General features: G+C 40.7%; 12 protein-coding genes. 7 read left to right on the plus strand and 5 right to left on the minus strand.

Features of this window, described 5'->3' with window-relative positions; all coding sequences use genetic code 11:
* Positions 1-1,142: 1,142 nt before the first annotated feature.
* Positions 1,143-2,099 (minus strand): helix-turn-helix domain-containing protein, encoded by a 957-nt coding sequence (locus JG479_RS19740; RefSeq protein ID WP_149603422.1) that lies wholly within the window; start codon positions 2,097-2,099, stop codon positions 1,143-1,145.
* Between the two features lie 220 nt (positions 2,100-2,319).
* On the opposite strand from JG479_RS19740, the gene JG479_RS19745 reads away from it, so the two are divergent.
* Genes JG479_RS19745 through eat form a run of 3 tightly spaced genes read left to right on the plus strand, consistent with a single transcriptional unit; the run spans position 2,320 to position 6,073 of the window.
* Positions 2,320-3,726: an ethanolamine ammonia-lyase subunit EutB gene (locus tag JG479_RS19745; RefSeq protein WP_182695276.1), complete on the plus strand. Its 1,407-nt coding sequence runs from the start codon at positions 2,320-2,322 to the stop codon at positions 3,724-3,726.
* Positions 3,723-4,610, plus strand: a complete 888-nt coding sequence (gene eutC, locus JG479_RS19750) for an ethanolamine ammonia-lyase subunit EutC (RefSeq protein WP_200220507.1) — start codon at positions 3,723-3,725, stop codon at positions 4,608-4,610. Before JG479_RS19745 ends, eutC begins: the two co-directional genes overlap by 4 nt.
* A 59-nt stretch (positions 4,611-4,669) precedes the next feature.
* Positions 4,670-6,073, plus strand: a complete 1,404-nt coding sequence (gene eat / locus JG479_RS19755) for an ethanolamine permease (protein ID WP_149603419.1) — start codon at positions 4,670-4,672, stop codon at positions 6,071-6,073.
* 125 nt (positions 6,074-6,198) lie between these two features.
* On the opposite strand, the gene arfB is transcribed toward eat, so the two are convergent.
* Positions 6,199-6,612, minus strand: a complete 414-nt coding sequence (arfB, locus tag JG479_RS19760) for an alternative ribosome rescue aminoacyl-tRNA hydrolase ArfB (RefSeq protein WP_002959105.1) — start codon at positions 6,610-6,612, stop codon at positions 6,199-6,201.
* Positions 6,613-6,803: 191 nt separating this feature from the next.
* On the opposite strand from arfB, the gene JG479_RS19765 reads away from it, so the two are divergent.
* Positions 6,804-7,376, plus strand: coding sequence for a hypothetical protein (locus JG479_RS19765; protein ID WP_002959106.1), 573 nt, complete (start codon positions 6,804-6,806; stop codon positions 7,374-7,376).
* A 103-nt stretch (positions 7,377-7,479) separates the two neighbouring features.
* On the opposite strand, the gene katG is transcribed toward JG479_RS19765, so the two are convergent.
* Positions 7,480-9,660: a catalase/peroxidase HPI gene (katG, locus tag JG479_RS19770; RefSeq protein WP_039488804.1), complete on the minus strand. Its 2,181-nt coding sequence runs from the start codon at positions 9,658-9,660 to the stop codon at positions 7,480-7,482.
* A gap of 903 nt (positions 9,661-10,563) precedes the next feature.
* Here katG and JG479_RS19775 point away from each other — a divergent pair.
* Entirely contained in the window at positions 10,564-11,454 is an 891-nt protein-coding gene (locus JG479_RS19775) for a tetratricopeptide repeat protein (RefSeq protein WP_002959108.1), read from the plus strand.
* Between the two features lie 493 nt (positions 11,455-11,947).
* Here the strand turns inward: JG479_RS19775 and deoD are convergent, their stop codons facing one another.
* A complete protein-coding gene (gene deoD, locus JG479_RS19780; protein WP_024596283.1) occupies positions 11,948-12,652 on the minus strand; it encodes a purine-nucleoside phosphorylase in 705 nt (234 codons plus the stop codon).
* Positions 12,652-13,884, minus strand: coding sequence for a phosphopentomutase (locus JG479_RS19785; RefSeq protein ID WP_149592761.1), 1,233 nt, complete (start codon positions 13,882-13,884; stop codon positions 12,652-12,654). The genes deoD and JG479_RS19785 overlap by 1 nt, the downstream gene beginning before the upstream one ends.
* Positions 13,885-14,076: 192 nt before the next feature.
* On the opposite strand from JG479_RS19785, the gene udk reads away from it, so the two are divergent.
* Together udk and JG479_RS19795 are read left to right on the plus strand one after the other, a co-directional pair.
* The gene (udk, locus tag JG479_RS19790; RefSeq protein WP_024596281.1) at positions 14,077-14,709 is read left to right on the plus strand and encodes a uridine kinase; all 633 of its coding nucleotides are present in this window, start codon (positions 14,077-14,079) and stop codon (positions 14,707-14,709) included.
* Positions 14,710-14,726: 17 nt separating this feature from the next.
* A complete protein-coding gene (locus tag JG479_RS19795; RefSeq protein WP_039488805.1) occupies positions 14,727-15,953 on the plus strand; it encodes a NupC/NupG family nucleoside CNT transporter in 1,227 nt (408 codons plus the stop codon).
* Positions 15,954-16,120 lie beyond the last annotated feature (167 nt).

Raw genomic sequence — 16,120 nt, forward strand, 5'->3', positions numbered from 1 at the left:
ACCTCGCTTTACTTTTAAAGCATTGAAGCCACGTTACATGAGCGCGAAGTAAATTCGCACCTACGGGTTCGGTGTTTGCACAATGTAGGTGAGGTTTTATACCTCGCTTTTACTTTAAAGCATACAAGCCACGTTACATAAGCGCGAAATAAATTCGCACCTACGGGTTCGGTGTTTACACGGTGTAGGTGAGATTTTATACCTCGCTTTCACTTTTAAAGCATTTAAGCCCTTTACATGAGCGCGAAATAAATTCGCACCTACGGGTTTGGTATTTGCACGATGTAGGTGAGGTTTTATAGCTCGCTTTTACTTTTAGTTCTTTATTATTTTAACTCCCTAGCTACCCTCTAAAAGCGCAGCGCCTCTAAACCTCTTTGTGAATAACAGCCCTTAAAATATGAATGCACAAAGAGAAGAAAAAGAGGAGCAAATGAGCAGACAAAGTCCATTTTTTTAAGTTATATGATATTTCACCACTGAGGCGCTGTGCGCTACACAAACAAAACAAGAGTAATGTTAGTCACTGCTCTTTGTTTTCTCCTTCACTTCTCGGTGGTGATTAAGTTACTTGTTTACTAATGCATCCAACTAAATGTAAAGCGATGCTTTTAAACGCCAGCAAGCTGCGCGTCTACAGGTGTTTATACTCAAGTTAGAAGTGTAGTTTTTAACCTTTAAAACTATTATTTTTAACTGTTTGTTACATAAGCGCGAAATAAATTCGCACCTACGGGTTTGGTGTTTGCACGATGTAGGTGAGGTTTTATACCTCGCTTTTACTTTTAGTTCTTTATTATTTTAACTCCCAAGCAATCCTCTGAAAGCGCAGCGCCTCTAAACCTCTTTGTGAATAACAGCCCTTAAAAATATGAATGCACAAAGAGAAGAAAAAGAGGAGTAAATGAGCAGACAAAGTCCATTTGTTTAAGTTATATGATATTTCACCACCGAGGAGCTGTGCGCTACACCGAGAAAGCACGAGTAATGTTAGTCACTGCTCCTTGTTTTCTCCTTCACTTCTCGGTGGTGATTAAGTTACTTGTTTACTAATGCATCCGACTAAATGTAAAAGCGGTACTTTTAAACGCCAGCAAGCTGCGCGTCTACAAGTGTTTATACTCACGTTATAAGTGTAGTTTCTAACCTTTAAAACTATTATTTTTAACTGTCTGTGATGGATTTTCACCAAATAGTTGCGTGTAATCTTTAGCAAATTGTCCCGCGTGCCAAAACCCCCAATTGGCTGCTATTACTGAAATGGGCTTATCTTGGTTTGGTTTTTTTAGTTCCCGCCTTACATTATTTAAGCGGGTTAAACGTAAAAACCGCAAAGGGTTAATTCCTAAAATACTCTCAAAGCTATACTGAAGTGTGCGCCTACTTACAAAGGAAAGCTCGCACAGCTCGGTTATGGTTATTGGGTTTTGTGGATTTGTGGCCACGTAATCTTTTACTTTATCTACTACGGCTTTGCGGTGTTTATAACTTGGCGCAATATTTTGCTGCGGATTGTCTGCTTGTAATAAGTGTAGTGCCAACATGTTTAGCATATCTTGCTGTGATTCGGTTCTAAGTCCAAAGCCCTTGCCTATAACCATGCTATTAATTATTTGTCTTGCCGTTTGCAAAGATGAGTTGCTCACCGATAAACGAGCTGATTGTGCAGATGCCAGGTTTTTCAATGTTACGCCTTGGAGCTGCGCCATATATTCAATTGAGTTCCAATCGATTACCAAACCATAAATATTAAATTGCTCAGGGGTTATCAGCTCAAAGTCGTTATCACTTGTACGGCACATAAATTGATTACTTGCCACACTTAAACCATTAATTTTACTTTGCTGTGACTGACAAGGAATGCCAAGCCAAACCGAATTAGGGGCTATGTTACATTGCTGACGAAGCGCTCGCTCAGTGTATTCTTTAAACACATGAATATTGGCGTAATCCGTTTCTTCAATACAACCATAAAAGCTGCCGTCGCTCATTTGATCGTATTTTTGCTGCCATTGAGTAAGGCTATGCGCTTGCTCGTCTATATCGTGTGTTTGCACCTTGCTCTTTAGTGGTGCGCTGAAGCTACTTTGCTGCGCCATATCGGGGATGCTCTTTTTCGTTACACTTTCATTATGCTTAAGTTAACACCGCTTTGCGTGTGTAACCAATTGAATTGGATTAATAAATAATCTTTTGCCGAAATTCGATAGTTACTTGGTACAAAATAAGCTGTCTTGTAACTATTCAATATTGATTTATAGCTAAAGATGCAGCAAAACCTATACCAAGGTTGATCATATTAGTTATGTGGAGTAAATCATGGGGCAAGCGTACAGTTACACTTTAGGTACACATACTTATAAATTCAAGAACTTAGCCCAGTTAATGGCTAAAGCTACACCGCAGCGTTCGGGTGATCGCTTAGCGGGCGTAATTGCACAATCAGCACAAGAACGTGCTGTGGCACAAATGACATTGGCGGATATTCCTCTTAAAACATTTTTAAATGAGGTACTTATTCCCTACGAAGATGACGAAATTACACGCTTAATTATTGACGAGCACGATGCAAATGCCTTTATGGCTATTGCACATTTAACCGTAGGCGATTTTCGTAATTGGCTTTTAAGTGACTTTGCAACACCTGCTGTACTTGCAAGTATAAGGCAAGGTATTACGCCGGAAATGGCTGCTGCAGTTAGCAAAATAATGCGCAATCAAGATCTCATATTAATTGCTAAAAAGTGCCATGTTACGAGTGCTTTTAGAAATACTATTGGCCTCCCCGGGCATTTATCTACACGTTTACAACCAAATCACCCAACTGACGATATTAATGGTATTGCTGCATGCATGCTTGATGGTTTGCTATACGGTAATGGCGATGCAGTAATAGGTATAAACCCTGCAACCGATAACGTTGCCCAAGCCATTAAATTAATGACGTTAATGGATGATGTTATTCAAAAATACGCCATACCAACCCAAAGTTGCGTACTCACCCATGTTACTAACACCATTGAATGTATAGAAGCTGGCGCACCAGTTGATTTAGTATTTCAGTCGATTGGTGGCACAGAGGCTACTAATTCAAGTTTTGGTTTTAATTTAAATACCTTGGCTGAAGCGCAAGATGCCGCTTTGAGTTTAAAGCGTGGCACTGTTGGCAATAATGTAATGTATTTTGAAACTGGGCAAGGCAGTTCGCTTTCAGCAAATGCGCATCATGAGCTTGATCAGCAAACGTGCGAAGCTCGCGCTTATGCCGTTGCTCGTAAGTTTAACCCGTTACTGGTAAATACCGTGGTGGGGTTTATTGGCCCTGAATATTTGTTTGATGGTAAAGAAATTACCCGAGCAGGACTTGAGGATCACTTTTGCGCTAAGTTACTAGGCATACCGATGGGATGTGATGTGTGTTACACCAATCATGCAGAGGCTGATCAAAACGATATGGATAACTTGCTTACGCTATTAGGTGTTGCTGGTTGCTCGTTTGTAATGGGAATACCTGGCTCTGATGATATTATGCTTAATTACCAAACTACGTCTTTTCATGATGCATTATATGTTCGCCGTGTACTTGGCTCTAGACCTGCCCCCGAGTTTGAAGCATGGCTAAGCAAAATGAAAATAATGCAAAGCACTTCCGATATTACACTTTCAGATACCTTGCCTCCCGCTTTTGCGAAACCTCTGGGTGCAATTACTGGAGGTGGCTCATGAAATCACGTTTAAAACAGAGCACTCCTTTAGATGAATCAGTAAACGAGCATAAAAATAACGGTAATGTAGTGCACAATCCTTGGAGTGATTTACGCCGTTTTACCGACGCCCGTATTGGGCTTGGGCGTGCGGGTATAAGTTTACCCACCTCAGAAATGCTGGCTTTTCAGCTATCTCATGCACAAGCACGCGATGCGGTGAGTTTTCCGCTTGATATTAACGAAATGACTGAGCAACTAGGCAGTATTAGTGCTCTAAAAGAGGTTGCCCCTCCCCTGCATTTACACAGCCAAGCCGTTGACAGGGTTACTTACCTTCAGCGACCCGATTTAGGCCGCAAGCTTGATGAAAATGGTAGGCAAATACTTCTCAGCTATATGAACAAACAAAAGCACACTACGCAGGCTAAACACGATTTAGCGATTGTAGTGGTTGATGGACTCTCCTCGTTGGCGGTACAAAAAAATGTATGCCCATTTATAACAGAGCTATTAGCGCACCTTACAACAGATAAGCAATTTAAAATTGCCCCTATTACTTTGGTTGAGCAAGGTCGAGTAGCAATTGGCGACGATATAGGTGAGTTGCTAAATGCGCAGGTGGTTATGGTGTTAATAGGAGAGCGCCCAGGACTTAGTTCGCCAGATAGCCTTGGCTTGTATTTAACATGGGAGCCTAAAACAGGACTTAACGATGCATGTCGTAATTGCATATCAAATATTCGCCCAGCAGGCCTACCTTATACAGAAGCGGCTAGGCGTGCGCTGTACTTATTACGTGAAGCTAAAAAACTAAAACTAACTGGGGTTAATTTAAAAGACCGTACACAGGATGATGTAATTGAGCATCAGGTTTCAACCACTAACTTTTTAATTGCTGAGTAATTTTAATTAAAAACACGTGAAATAAAACAATAAAAACTAAACATCAACGGAGAAGGGTTATGTCTACTAATAATACAGAGTACCTTGCTAAAAGACAGTTAAAACGGGGTACTGCGGGGTGGTTATTACTCGCAGGTTTGGGTGTGTCGTATGTAATATCGGGTGACTTTGCAGGTTGGAACTTTGGTATTGCTGAAGCGGGTTGGGGTGGCTTTGCCATTGCTGCAGTGTTAATGGCAGTTATGTATTTGGCGCTGGTATTGTCGCTTGCTGAAATGTCAGCTGCAATACCTGCAGCAGGCGGTGGTTATAGTTTTGCGCGCCAAGCTATGGGACCAGCAGGAGGCTATTTAACCGGGCTTGCGGTATTAATTGAATACGCTTTAGCGCCCGCTGCTATTGTTATTTTTATAGGCTCTGCAGTTGAAGCCCTCACTGGGTTTAATGGACCATGGGTATATGCATTATTTTACTTACTATTTGTGGGAATTCATTTAGCAGGCGTAGGAGAAGCACTTAAAGTAATGATGGTAATAAGTGGTTTAGCAGTATTAGCTATTATTGCAACGGCTTTTGTTTTAATTACAAATTTTGATGCATCACGCTTATTTGACGTCCCCGTAACTGATGCAGTGGGAGCCAGTGAGTTTTTACCTTTAGGTTGGTACGGGGTTTGGGCTGCATTACCGTTTGCCATGTGGTTATTTTTAGCGGTAGAAGGTGTACCGCTTGCTGCAGAAGAGGCAAAAGATCCCGCTAAAGATGTGCCAAAAGGCATTATTGGTGCAATGATCTTTTTGTTATTTACTGCTTTTTTAGTTGTTGTTTTAGTGCCTGGCGCTGGCGGTGCTGCTGCAATGGGCGCAAGTGCTGTACCTTTGGTTGATGCATTAAATGCATCGGGTAGTGAGGGCTTAGCAACTGTAGTAAATATATTAGGGCTTGCGGGTTTAGTTGCTTCGTTTTTCTCTATTATTTATGGTTATAGTCGCTTAGTGTTTGCTTTATCTAGAGCCGGATATTTATCGCGTTCGTTGTCGATTACGACTAATCGCAAAGTGCCAGCACGTGCGTTGATTGTACCTGCCGTATTTGGTTTTTTAGTATCACTTAGTGGCGAGGGTGATTTAATACTTGCAATGGCTGTAGTAGGTGCAACGGTATCGTATGCATTAATGGCACTGAGCCATATTTTGCTACGCGTTAAACAACCTGATTTACCTCGCCCGTATAAAACCCCTGGTGGTGTAATAACTTCAAGTATTGCTTTAGTGCTTTCGCTTATAGCATTAACCGGTGTGTATGCGTTCGACCCTCGTGCATTTTTATACACTATGATGCTGTTTATTGTGGGCGCCGTATATTACTTTGGCTACAGCTCCAAACACTTAGTTGCTAAAAGCGCTGATGAAGAGTTTGCAATGTTGGCAGATGCAGAATCTGATTTAGAAATGGCTAAGTAAATATTAATAGTTATTATAAGTGAGGCTAGCCCTCACTTATATTTTTATACAAGCAACACGGTGTAAAAATAGTGCCTGCATGTAAATATCAAGCCCCTTCTCTACTTTATTAATACCATTTAAAGCTAAAACTTTATGCTGCCGCGTAGTGCTTTGTTTTGCCCATGTTTGGTTTTTTTGTCCATGCGCTTTCGCTGTGAATTACGGCTGGGCTTGGTGGCTCGACGCGCTTTATTAACTACCGTAGCACTAAGGATTAAATCCTTTAAACGCTTAAGGGCATCTTCTCGATTTAGCTCCTGGGTACGGTGGCTTTGCGCTTTAATGATTAAGACGCCGTCTTTGGTAATTCTTGTATCATTTAAGGCAAGTAAGCGTTCTTTGTAGAAGTCAGGTAATTTAGAGCGGTTAATGTCAAAACGTAAATGAATTGCACTTGCGACTTTATTAACATTTTGACCACCGGCACCTTGCGAACGAATAGCTGTGAGCTCTAGTTCCCATTCATCGATAGTGACAGTATTTGAAATTGTTAACATTGTGTTCAGCTCTATTTGTCAAAAATACATTATATCATCAGTACATTAGCTTGTGGTGAATCAACTAAATTCTTAGAACTTAAATAAATTCTCATAAATTGTACTATAAATCAGCCAATATTTTATTTTGTGTTGGCAAGTGTTGCTTATTAGTTTCTAATTGGCACTACTTTAATACTAGGAAATGCTCAATGAAAAAAATACTTGTATCACTTAGCTTATTAGCAATGAGTTTCTCAAGCCTTGCAGAGGATATTAACGAAGGTCAACTTCAAAGCTATATGAAAGCACTGCCAGCTGTGACTAGCTGGGCAAGCAGCCAAGAGTCGTTAAAAGACTTAGATTTAGCAAGTATGCTAGGTGGTTCTGCAGATCAAAGTGTTGGCGAACAAAGCTCTTTAGCTAACAGTGCATTAAGCATGATTAAAGAACAAGACCTATACAAAAGCTTTGCGAGTGTTACAAACCGTTACGGTTTTACGCCAGAGCAGCTAGTAACTGTAGGTTCTGAAGTATCAATGGCTTATATCGAAAATCTTAAGTCGGGCCTTTCTGCTGATAATCAAGAAACGGCTAATAAAGTGATGGGCGGTTTTCAAAGTATGAAAAGTGCTAAAGATAAAGGCGCTAGCTCATTAATGGGTTCGTTTGGTAAATCATCAAGCGCAGCTGAGGAGTCTACAGAATCTTTAGTAAGCGAAAACAACCTTGAACTTGTGAGCGAATATATGCCACAACTACAAAAGCTTTTTGCACTTTTATAAGTTTTATTGCTTTAAAAAAAGCGGGCTTATCTAGCCGTGAAATTAAAACGCATAAAAAACGGGGGAGTATTCAATACTCCCCCGTTTTTATTTAGCGTACAGATTATTTAAGATCGAACCTGTCTGCGTTCATTACTTTTACCCATGCATTTACAAAGTCATGTACAAAACGTTCTTTATTATCGTCTTGTGCATAAAACTCACTTAGGGCACGCAAAATAGAGTTTGAACCAAACACTAAATCTACGCGTGTGGCAGTCCATTTAATGGTGCCTGTTTTGCGTTCAACAATATTGTAAAGACCTGGCTCTAGTGGCTTCCAGTTGTTGGCCATGTCGGTTAGGTTTACAAAAAAGTCGGTAGATAGCGTGCCTACATTATCGGTAAATACACCATGTTTAGTGCCTGCGTAGTTTGTGCCTAGTACACGCATGCCGCCCATAAGTGCAGTCATTTCTGGTGCTGTTAAGCCCATTAATTGGCTGCGCTCTAGTAATAACTCTTCGGCTGATACTGCGTAATCTTTTTTCAGCCAGTTTCTAAAGCCATCGTGAATTGGTTCTAGTACATCAAACGATTCTGCATCAGTCATTTCGTCTGTTGCGTCTCCTCGTCCTGGTGCAAATGGTACTGTTACATCAACACCGGCTTGTTTTGCCGCTTGTTCAACAGCCGCTGTACCACCTAAAACGATTAAATCGGCCATGCTTACAGGCTTAGATAAACCCGCTTGTACTTTTTCAAGGGCACTAAGCACACTTGCTAAGCGCTCTGGCTCATTACCTTGCCAATCTTTTTGTGGTGCTAGACGAATACGTGCGCCATTTGCGCCACCGCGTTTATCAGAACCACGATACGTACGCGCACTATCCCACGCTGTATTTATTAAATCACTCGCGCTTACACCGCAATCAAGTAGCTGTGCTTTTAAGCTTATGATTTCATCGTCTGATAATGTGTAATCAACTGCTGGAATAGGATCTTGCCAAATTAGGTCTTCGCTTGGTACATCTTTACCTAAGTAACATGCTTTAGGACCTAAATCGCGGTGAGTTAGCTTAAACCATGCGCGTGCAAATACATCAGAGAAGTATTCAAAGTCGTTATAAAAACGCTCAATAATTTTACGGTACGCAGGGTCCACTTTCATGGCCATATCGGCATCGGTCATCATTGGGTTTAAACGAATTGATGGATCTTCTACGTCTACTGGTTTGTCTTCTTCTTTAATATTTACAGGCTCCCACTGATGAGCGCCAGCTGGGCTTTTAGTAAGTTCCCATTCGTAATTTAAGAGTAAGTGGCAGTATCCGTTATCCCATGTTGTTGGGTGTGTGGTCCATGCGCCTTCAAGGCCTGAAGTTACAGTATGACGACCAAAGCCGCCTTCTTTGGTACTGTTCCAACCTAAACCTTGCTCGTGTACGTCTGCTGCTTCTGGCTCTGGGCCTAAATGCTCTGCTTTACCATTACCATGAGTTTTACCCACTGTATGGCCGCCCACTGTTAATGCTGCTGTTTCTTCGTCATCCATTGCCATGCGTGCAAATGTTTCACGTACATGAGCCGCTGTTTTAAGAGGATCTGGTATACCATTAACACCTTCAGGATTAACGTAAATTAGGCCCATTTGTACTGCGGCTAATGGATTTTCCATTGTGTCTGGTTTTTCTACATTGTCGTAGCGTTCATCACTAGGCGCTAACCATTCTTTTTCAGCTCCCCAGTAAATATCTTTTTCTGGATGCCAAATGTCTTCACGGCCGCCCGCAAAGCCATAAATTTTTAGACCCATTGATTCGTATGCCATGTTACCTGCAAGAATAAATAAATCGGCCCATGAAAGTTTGTTACCGTATTTTTTCTTAAGTGGCCATAAAAGTCTGCGTGCTTTATCTAAGCTTGCGTTATCTGGCCATGAATTTAAAGGCGAGAAACGTTGGTTACCAGTACTTGCGCCACCACGACCATCAGATAAACGGTACGTACCCGCTGAGTGCCATGCCATACGAATCATTAAACCACCGTAATGGCCCCAATCGGCAGGCCACCAATCTTGGCTGTCGGTCATAAAGGTTTTTAAGTCGGCTTTTACTTCGTCTAAATCTAGAGATTTAAATTCTTCTGCGTAGTTAAAATTAGTACCGTATGGATTTGATTTAGTATCGTGTTGATGAAGAATGTCTAAGTTGAGTGTGTTTGGCCACCAATCGGTGTTTACTTTAGAAACAACTGAATTACTACCGTGCATAACAGGGCATTTACCCGCTGTTGGCTTGCTCATTGTGAAATCCTTAAAATAGAAAAGTAAAATACTTAATCAATCAGTATTATTGCTTATGTGTTTATAACTTTTTAAAAAGTAACGGTTATTTTTATTTAATAGGCTTACTTTTTACTCAGCGTGCCTACCTAAGTGCTTACGTATCCTTAATATAGGCGTATAAATTATGCTACGCCAGCCTCAACATACTATTTAAAACGATTGCTCCAATTTATATTTTTGATTGCCCTTACGTTAATGATGTACTTAACAATAGGCTTAAAGTCGCGTTTAAAATAATAGTAAAAAAGTCAGATGGCGCTCATATAAAGTATTACGCAAAATAAAATACAAAATCGGTGAATTAACCTTAATCTTTTTACTAGACCTGTGATCGAATTGAAAAATTTCGGCGTAATGGTATGTGAAGGGTTTGAAAGTGGCTTTAGTTTACTAAAGCGCACATTGGAATACCCCCCTTCACCATGAAATTGTAGTTAGATAGTTATAATGATAAAGGTGCATTACTTAAGCCCAATGCACCTTTACTTTATAAACCGAATACTTTGAGTATTCTTATATTTTTAACTAGTTGAATTGAATTAAGTATTTGTTCATAAAGATTCAGTTAGTATGAAGTTGTTCTCCTGTGAATCCCTACGACATATTGTTGTTTTAAGCAGTTTTTGCCAGCTCACCTTGAGCTGGTTTTTTTTTGCCTATTTTTACTCAAATTACCTGAGCATGGGTAATATGCTCACGCTTTACCCTATTATTGCTAAGCTCACTAGGCTAAATAAATTTTACAACTATTGCTCCTACCTAAATTAGGTCAATTTTAATCCACAAAGAACAACACGCCCTAGTGCCATTAAGCCCTGCATGTTAAAGTTATTACAGTAATTAATTTAATTAGGCGTACCAATGCGTTATTACCTATCTGTACTTTTTGTTTGTTTAACTTTGTTTTCAGGCATAGTGAACTCTGCTGAAAAGCAACCAGCTTCACCTACAGCACAACAAGAGCAACAAGCTCTTCAACAACTCAAAGAGCCTATGTATAAGCCGCTAATGGAGCGTTACATATTAGATGAGCTAAAAGCAGTTAGGCAAGATCAGCAAAAGCTTCGTGAAGATGTAACTAAGCAGGTTACTCATGCGCAGCTTGATACTGCCGATCGCGCATTAACGTACACTACAGATACCATTAATAATGTGTTTTTTATAATTACCGCTACGGCGTCGATTTTAGTTTTAGTGGGTTGGAACTCGTTGCGCGATGTTAAAAATAAAGTAGAAGATATAGTAAATACGCGTGTAAGTGTTATTACAGACGAGTATGAAGACCGATTAAAAATTCTTGAAGAAAAACTACGCGTTCGCTCAGAAGAAATACTCAGCAACCAAGAACGCATATCGGTGACTAACGAAGTTCATTCGTTGTGGATGCGCGCAAACCTAGAAAGTGATTTTGCGAATAAAATTGAAATTTTTGACGAAATACTCAATCGCAAACCTGAAGATGTTGAAGCCATTGCTTATAAAGCCGATGCACTACTAGAAATTAATGAAACAGCACAAGCCATTGAGCTGTGTAACCAAGCAATTGATATAGATAGTGACTATGGTTATGCCTATTGGCAACGAGCCTGTGCTTATGCACTTACGCACAAACATGCTGATGCCTTAGCCGATATTAAAATGGCACTTGAATACTCTCCAAACTTACGTAATGAATTATTACACGAGAGCGCATTTGCAAGCCTGCATGACAACGACAGCTTTAATACAATAGTGGCTGGTGAAGTTGTTTAAGCACTAAGAATTTGGCCTGTATGATTAGGCGCAACACCATAAAAAAGGGCTTTGGCCCTTTTTTTGTTTTTAAAGGTAAATTTTGTTGTGTAATTAAGTAATTAGAAGCTGCGCTTCTCGCGCGAGCAAGCTTAGCGCCTACTTGGAAAACTTACACTCAGCAGTTTAATTTACCTGTAGACGCGCTGCTTGCAGGCGGTTAAAAACGTAGTTTTTAGGATGGGTGATTAAGTAATTAGAAGCTGCGCTTCTCGCGCGAGCAAGCTCTGCGCCTACGTGGAAAACTTAACGCGGTGGTTAAAATTCACTTGTAGACGCGCTGCTTGCAGGCGTTTAAAAACGCAGTTTTTAGATGGTTGAATTAAATGCTACCCATTTTCTTCAGGCATAAAAAAAGCCGCATAAAATGCGGCTTTGGAGGTTAGTCTCACTTCACTTTGGGCGTGTCTCCAAAACTTAGTGAATACGTTACCAAGGAACTGTTATGTATTATTTAAGCTATTGACTCTAATGCAATTTTAACCATTTCGTTAAACGTGCTTTGACGCTCATCAGCAGGTGTTGCTTCACCGGTGATTACGTGGTCACTTACTGTAAATAATGCCATTGCATTTGCACCGTATTCAGCTGCAACGCCATATAAACCGGCTGTTTCCATATCTACTGCTAGCATGCCTAACTTGTCTAAGTCTTTATAGAACGAGTCGTCTGCTTGGTAGAAAGTGTCGGTTGTAAATACGTTACCTACTTTTGCTTCTATTCCTAGCTCTTTAGCGGCGTTTACACCGTTTAAAAGTAGGTCAAAGTTAGCAATAGCAGCAAAATCGTAGCCACGAACACGTGCACGGTTTACGTTTGAATCTGTGCTTGCACCTTGTGCAAAAATTACGTCACGGATTTTGATATCTGTGCCAATACCGCCACACGTACCAATACGTATAATATTTTTAACGCCAAAGCTTACAATTAGCTCACGTGCATAAATAGACATTGATGGAATACCCATGCCTGACCCCATGATGCTTACTGGCTTACCTTTGTAAGTACCAGTGAAACCGTACATATTACGAACACCTGTAACTTGTACTGCATCATCTAAAAAGTTTTCAGCAATATATTGCGCACGTAGCGGATCGCCTGGCATTAATACTGTTTCGGCGAAATCACCAACGTTTGCACTGATATGCGGAGTACTCATTAATTGTTTTCCTTTTTATTTGGCGTTGTTAGCTCATTTAAAAAGCTGTCGCCGTAATCAAGCGCAGATAAGTTAAACCACTGTGCCAGTGTTTGACCGATATCTGCAAAGCTGTTGCGTTCACCTAGAGGTGTGTTACTCATACCTGGTTTATATGCAATAACCGGTACGTATTCGCGAGTGTGCTCAGAACCTGGAAAGGTTGGGTCACAACCGTGATCTGCAGTGATCATTAATATGTCATCTGCGTTTAACTGCTTTAGTATAGTTGGTAAATAGTCATCAAATTCTTTTAATGCTTTAGCATAACCTACTGGGTTACGGCGATGACCAAATTTTTCATCAAAATCAACTAGGTTAGTAAAGATTAAGCTGTGTTCTGGTGCGCTTTTCATTACTTCGCTGGTTTTTTCTAGCAAGTTCATAAGCCCAGGTGCTTTATGCTTTTGGGTTATGCCCTGATGCGCGTAAATATCTGAAATTTTACCAATACTAATTACTTCGCCGCCGTCTTTTGCTAACACATCTAGCAATGTTGGTGCTGGCGGAAGCACTGAATAGTCGCGACGATTACCCGTTCGAGCAAAGTCTTGGCTATTTGAACCCAAAAATGGCCGCGCAATCACTCGTCCTATATTCATTTCATCAAGTAGCGCCCGTGCGATTTCGCAAACTTGATAAAGCTTCTCTAGGCCGAATGACTCTTCATGCGCGGCTATTTGAAACACGCTATCAGCTGAGGTGTAACAGATTGGTTTACCTGTTTTTACGTGCTCTTCACCTAGCTGTTCTAAAATGGTTGTTCCCGATGCATGGCAGTTGCCTAAAATGCCAGGAATACCAGTGCGAGCTATAAACTCGTCTATAAATTCTTGTGGGAAACTTGGCTGTGTTTTTGGGAAATATCCCCAATCAAATAACACAGGTACTCCTGCCATTTCCCAATGACCTGATGGCGTGTCTTTTCCGCTAGATAATTCTTTAGCGTAACCCCATGCTCCTTGAGAAGCTTGGCGGTCTGAAATTAAACACGGTTCTCCACCGGCAGCTTCACATGCATCCACTAACCCAAGTTTTGATAGATTAGGAAGCGATAATGCAGCGCCTGTTTCGTCGTAATATGCTTTTAGTAAGTGAGCGAATGTATTAGCCCCAAGATCGCCGAATTTATCTGCATCTGGTGCTGCACCGATTCCTAGGCTATCTGCCATTAAGATAATTGCTCTTGCCATTTTGACCTCACTTTGATTCTAGGTGGTTACTTTATCCGCTGATCGATTTTTCCGTACAGGACAAAAGTCCTGTTTCATAAAACCTAAACATTATAAATTTGCATTCTTAAGCGAAGCAAAAGAGATTAATCGTGTCTTTTTTGCTATTGTGATCTACCAACAATATATCCTTCTGTGTGGGTGAGAACTTTAGTGACACGAACTACTATTATAGCTATTGCAGGCGCGTCTGCGTCGGGCAAATCTCTTTTTAGCCAAACTATATACAATGAATTGGTTAATGAGCTTGAACCAGGCGCTATCGCCATTATTGAAGAAGATGCTTACTACAAGGATCAGTCGCATTTACCGATGGCGCATCGTACGCAAACGAATTACGACCATCCTGATGCATTTGAACATGCGTTAATGCTTGAGCATTTAACACAGCTTCGTAGTGGAAATTCAGTTGAAGTACCAACGTATGATTATGCACAGCATACACGTAGCGAGAAAACTCGCCGAGTGCCTGCTGCTAAAATACTCATTGTTGAAGGTATTTTATTATTGAGTGACAAAGCGCTTAATAAAGAATTTGATATTAAAGTGTTTATAGATACGCCTTTAGATATTTGCTTAATGCGTCGTATGCAACGTGATATGGAGCAACGAGGCAGAACATTACAATCTGTTGTTGAGCAGTATCAAGCAACTGTTAGACCGATGTTTTATCAATTTATTGAGCCTTCTAAGCATAACGCAGATTTAGTTGTGACTCGAGGCGGTATGAACCGCGTTGCGATTGATATAATAAAAAGTAAGATAAAATATTTACTACAAGAATAACAACGGGAAACATTTGTATGACAACATTTATGAGCTTAGTGGGCATGTGTGTGCTACTAAGCATTGCCTTTGCGGCATCAACTAATCGCAAGGCAATTAATTTAAGAACCGTTGGTATAGCATTTGCGATGCAAGTAGTTATTGGCGGTTTTGTCCTGTTTTTTGAAGCAGGAAAAAATGTGTTAACGAGCATGTCAGCAGCCGTATCGTCGGTTATTGGTTATGCAAATGACGGTATTGGGTTTTTGTTTGGCCCACTTGCCTCACAAGACACATTAGGTTTTATTTTTGCGATTCAAGTTTTGCCCGTTATCGTGTTTTTCTCAGCACTTGTTGCTGTGTTGTATCACCTTGGCATTATGGATTGGATAATTAGGATTTTAGGCGGCGGTTTACAAAAATTATTGAAAACCTCTCGCACAGAATCGCTTTCAGCAACGGCAAATATTTTTGTTGGCCAAACTGAAGCACCGCTGATAGTTAAGCCATTTATAGCAACAATGACTAAATCGGAATTGTTTGCAGTGATGGTAGGTGGCTTAGCCACTGTGGCAGGCTCTGTAATGGCTGGTTACGTTATTATTGGCGTAGATCTTAAGTATTTAATAGCAGCGAGCTTTATGGCTGCTCCAGGTGGTTTTTTAATGGCCAAGATGATTGTGCCAGAAACTGAAACGCCTAAAGATAACTTAGCTGATTTAGATTTAGATGACGAAGATAAGCCTGTAAATGTAATTGATGCAGCTGCATCAGGTGCAGCAAACGGTATGCATTTAGCACTTAATGTAGGTGCAATGTTACTTGCTTTTGTAGCGCTAATTGCACTATTAAACGGTTTATTAGGCGGTATTGGTGGGTGGTTTGATTACCCAACATTAACGCTTCAAGAAATATTAGGTTATGTATTTGCTCCTGTTGCATGGTTACTAGGTGTGCCATGGGATGAAGCAATTATAGCCGGCAGCTTTATTGGTCAAAAGATAGTAGTGAACGAGTTTGTTGCTTACTTAGACTTTATAAATTATCGCGATACGTTAAGCGCGCACACACAAGCAATTGTTACTTTTGCTCTATGTGGCTTTGCTAACCTATCATCGATAGCCATTTTACTAGGTGGGTTAGGCGGTATGGCGCCTAGTCGGCGGAAGGATATCGCACGCTTAGGGCTCAGAGCAGTGTTAGCAGGATCTATGGCTAACCTTATGAGCGCAGCAATTGCTGGGTTTTTCCTCTCGCTAGCTTAGAAACTTATTGAGATGAACACCGGTGTTGCAAAACAAGAGGATAGCGCTTTAAGGGGTTAAAGCTCTATCTGACTTGAACGATACTTCACCAAGGGCCGCAAGGCCCTTTTATCGTTTTAGGCCTTCCACATTTATACACTCTCCAACCTTCAAGCTATTTAACCTTA

Source organism: Pseudoalteromonas sp. LC2018020214 (genome assembly GCF_016598755.1).
In the GTDB taxonomy this organism is placed as follows: Bacteria; Pseudomonadota; Gammaproteobacteria; order Enterobacterales; family Alteromonadaceae; genus Pseudoalteromonas; species Pseudoalteromonas distincta.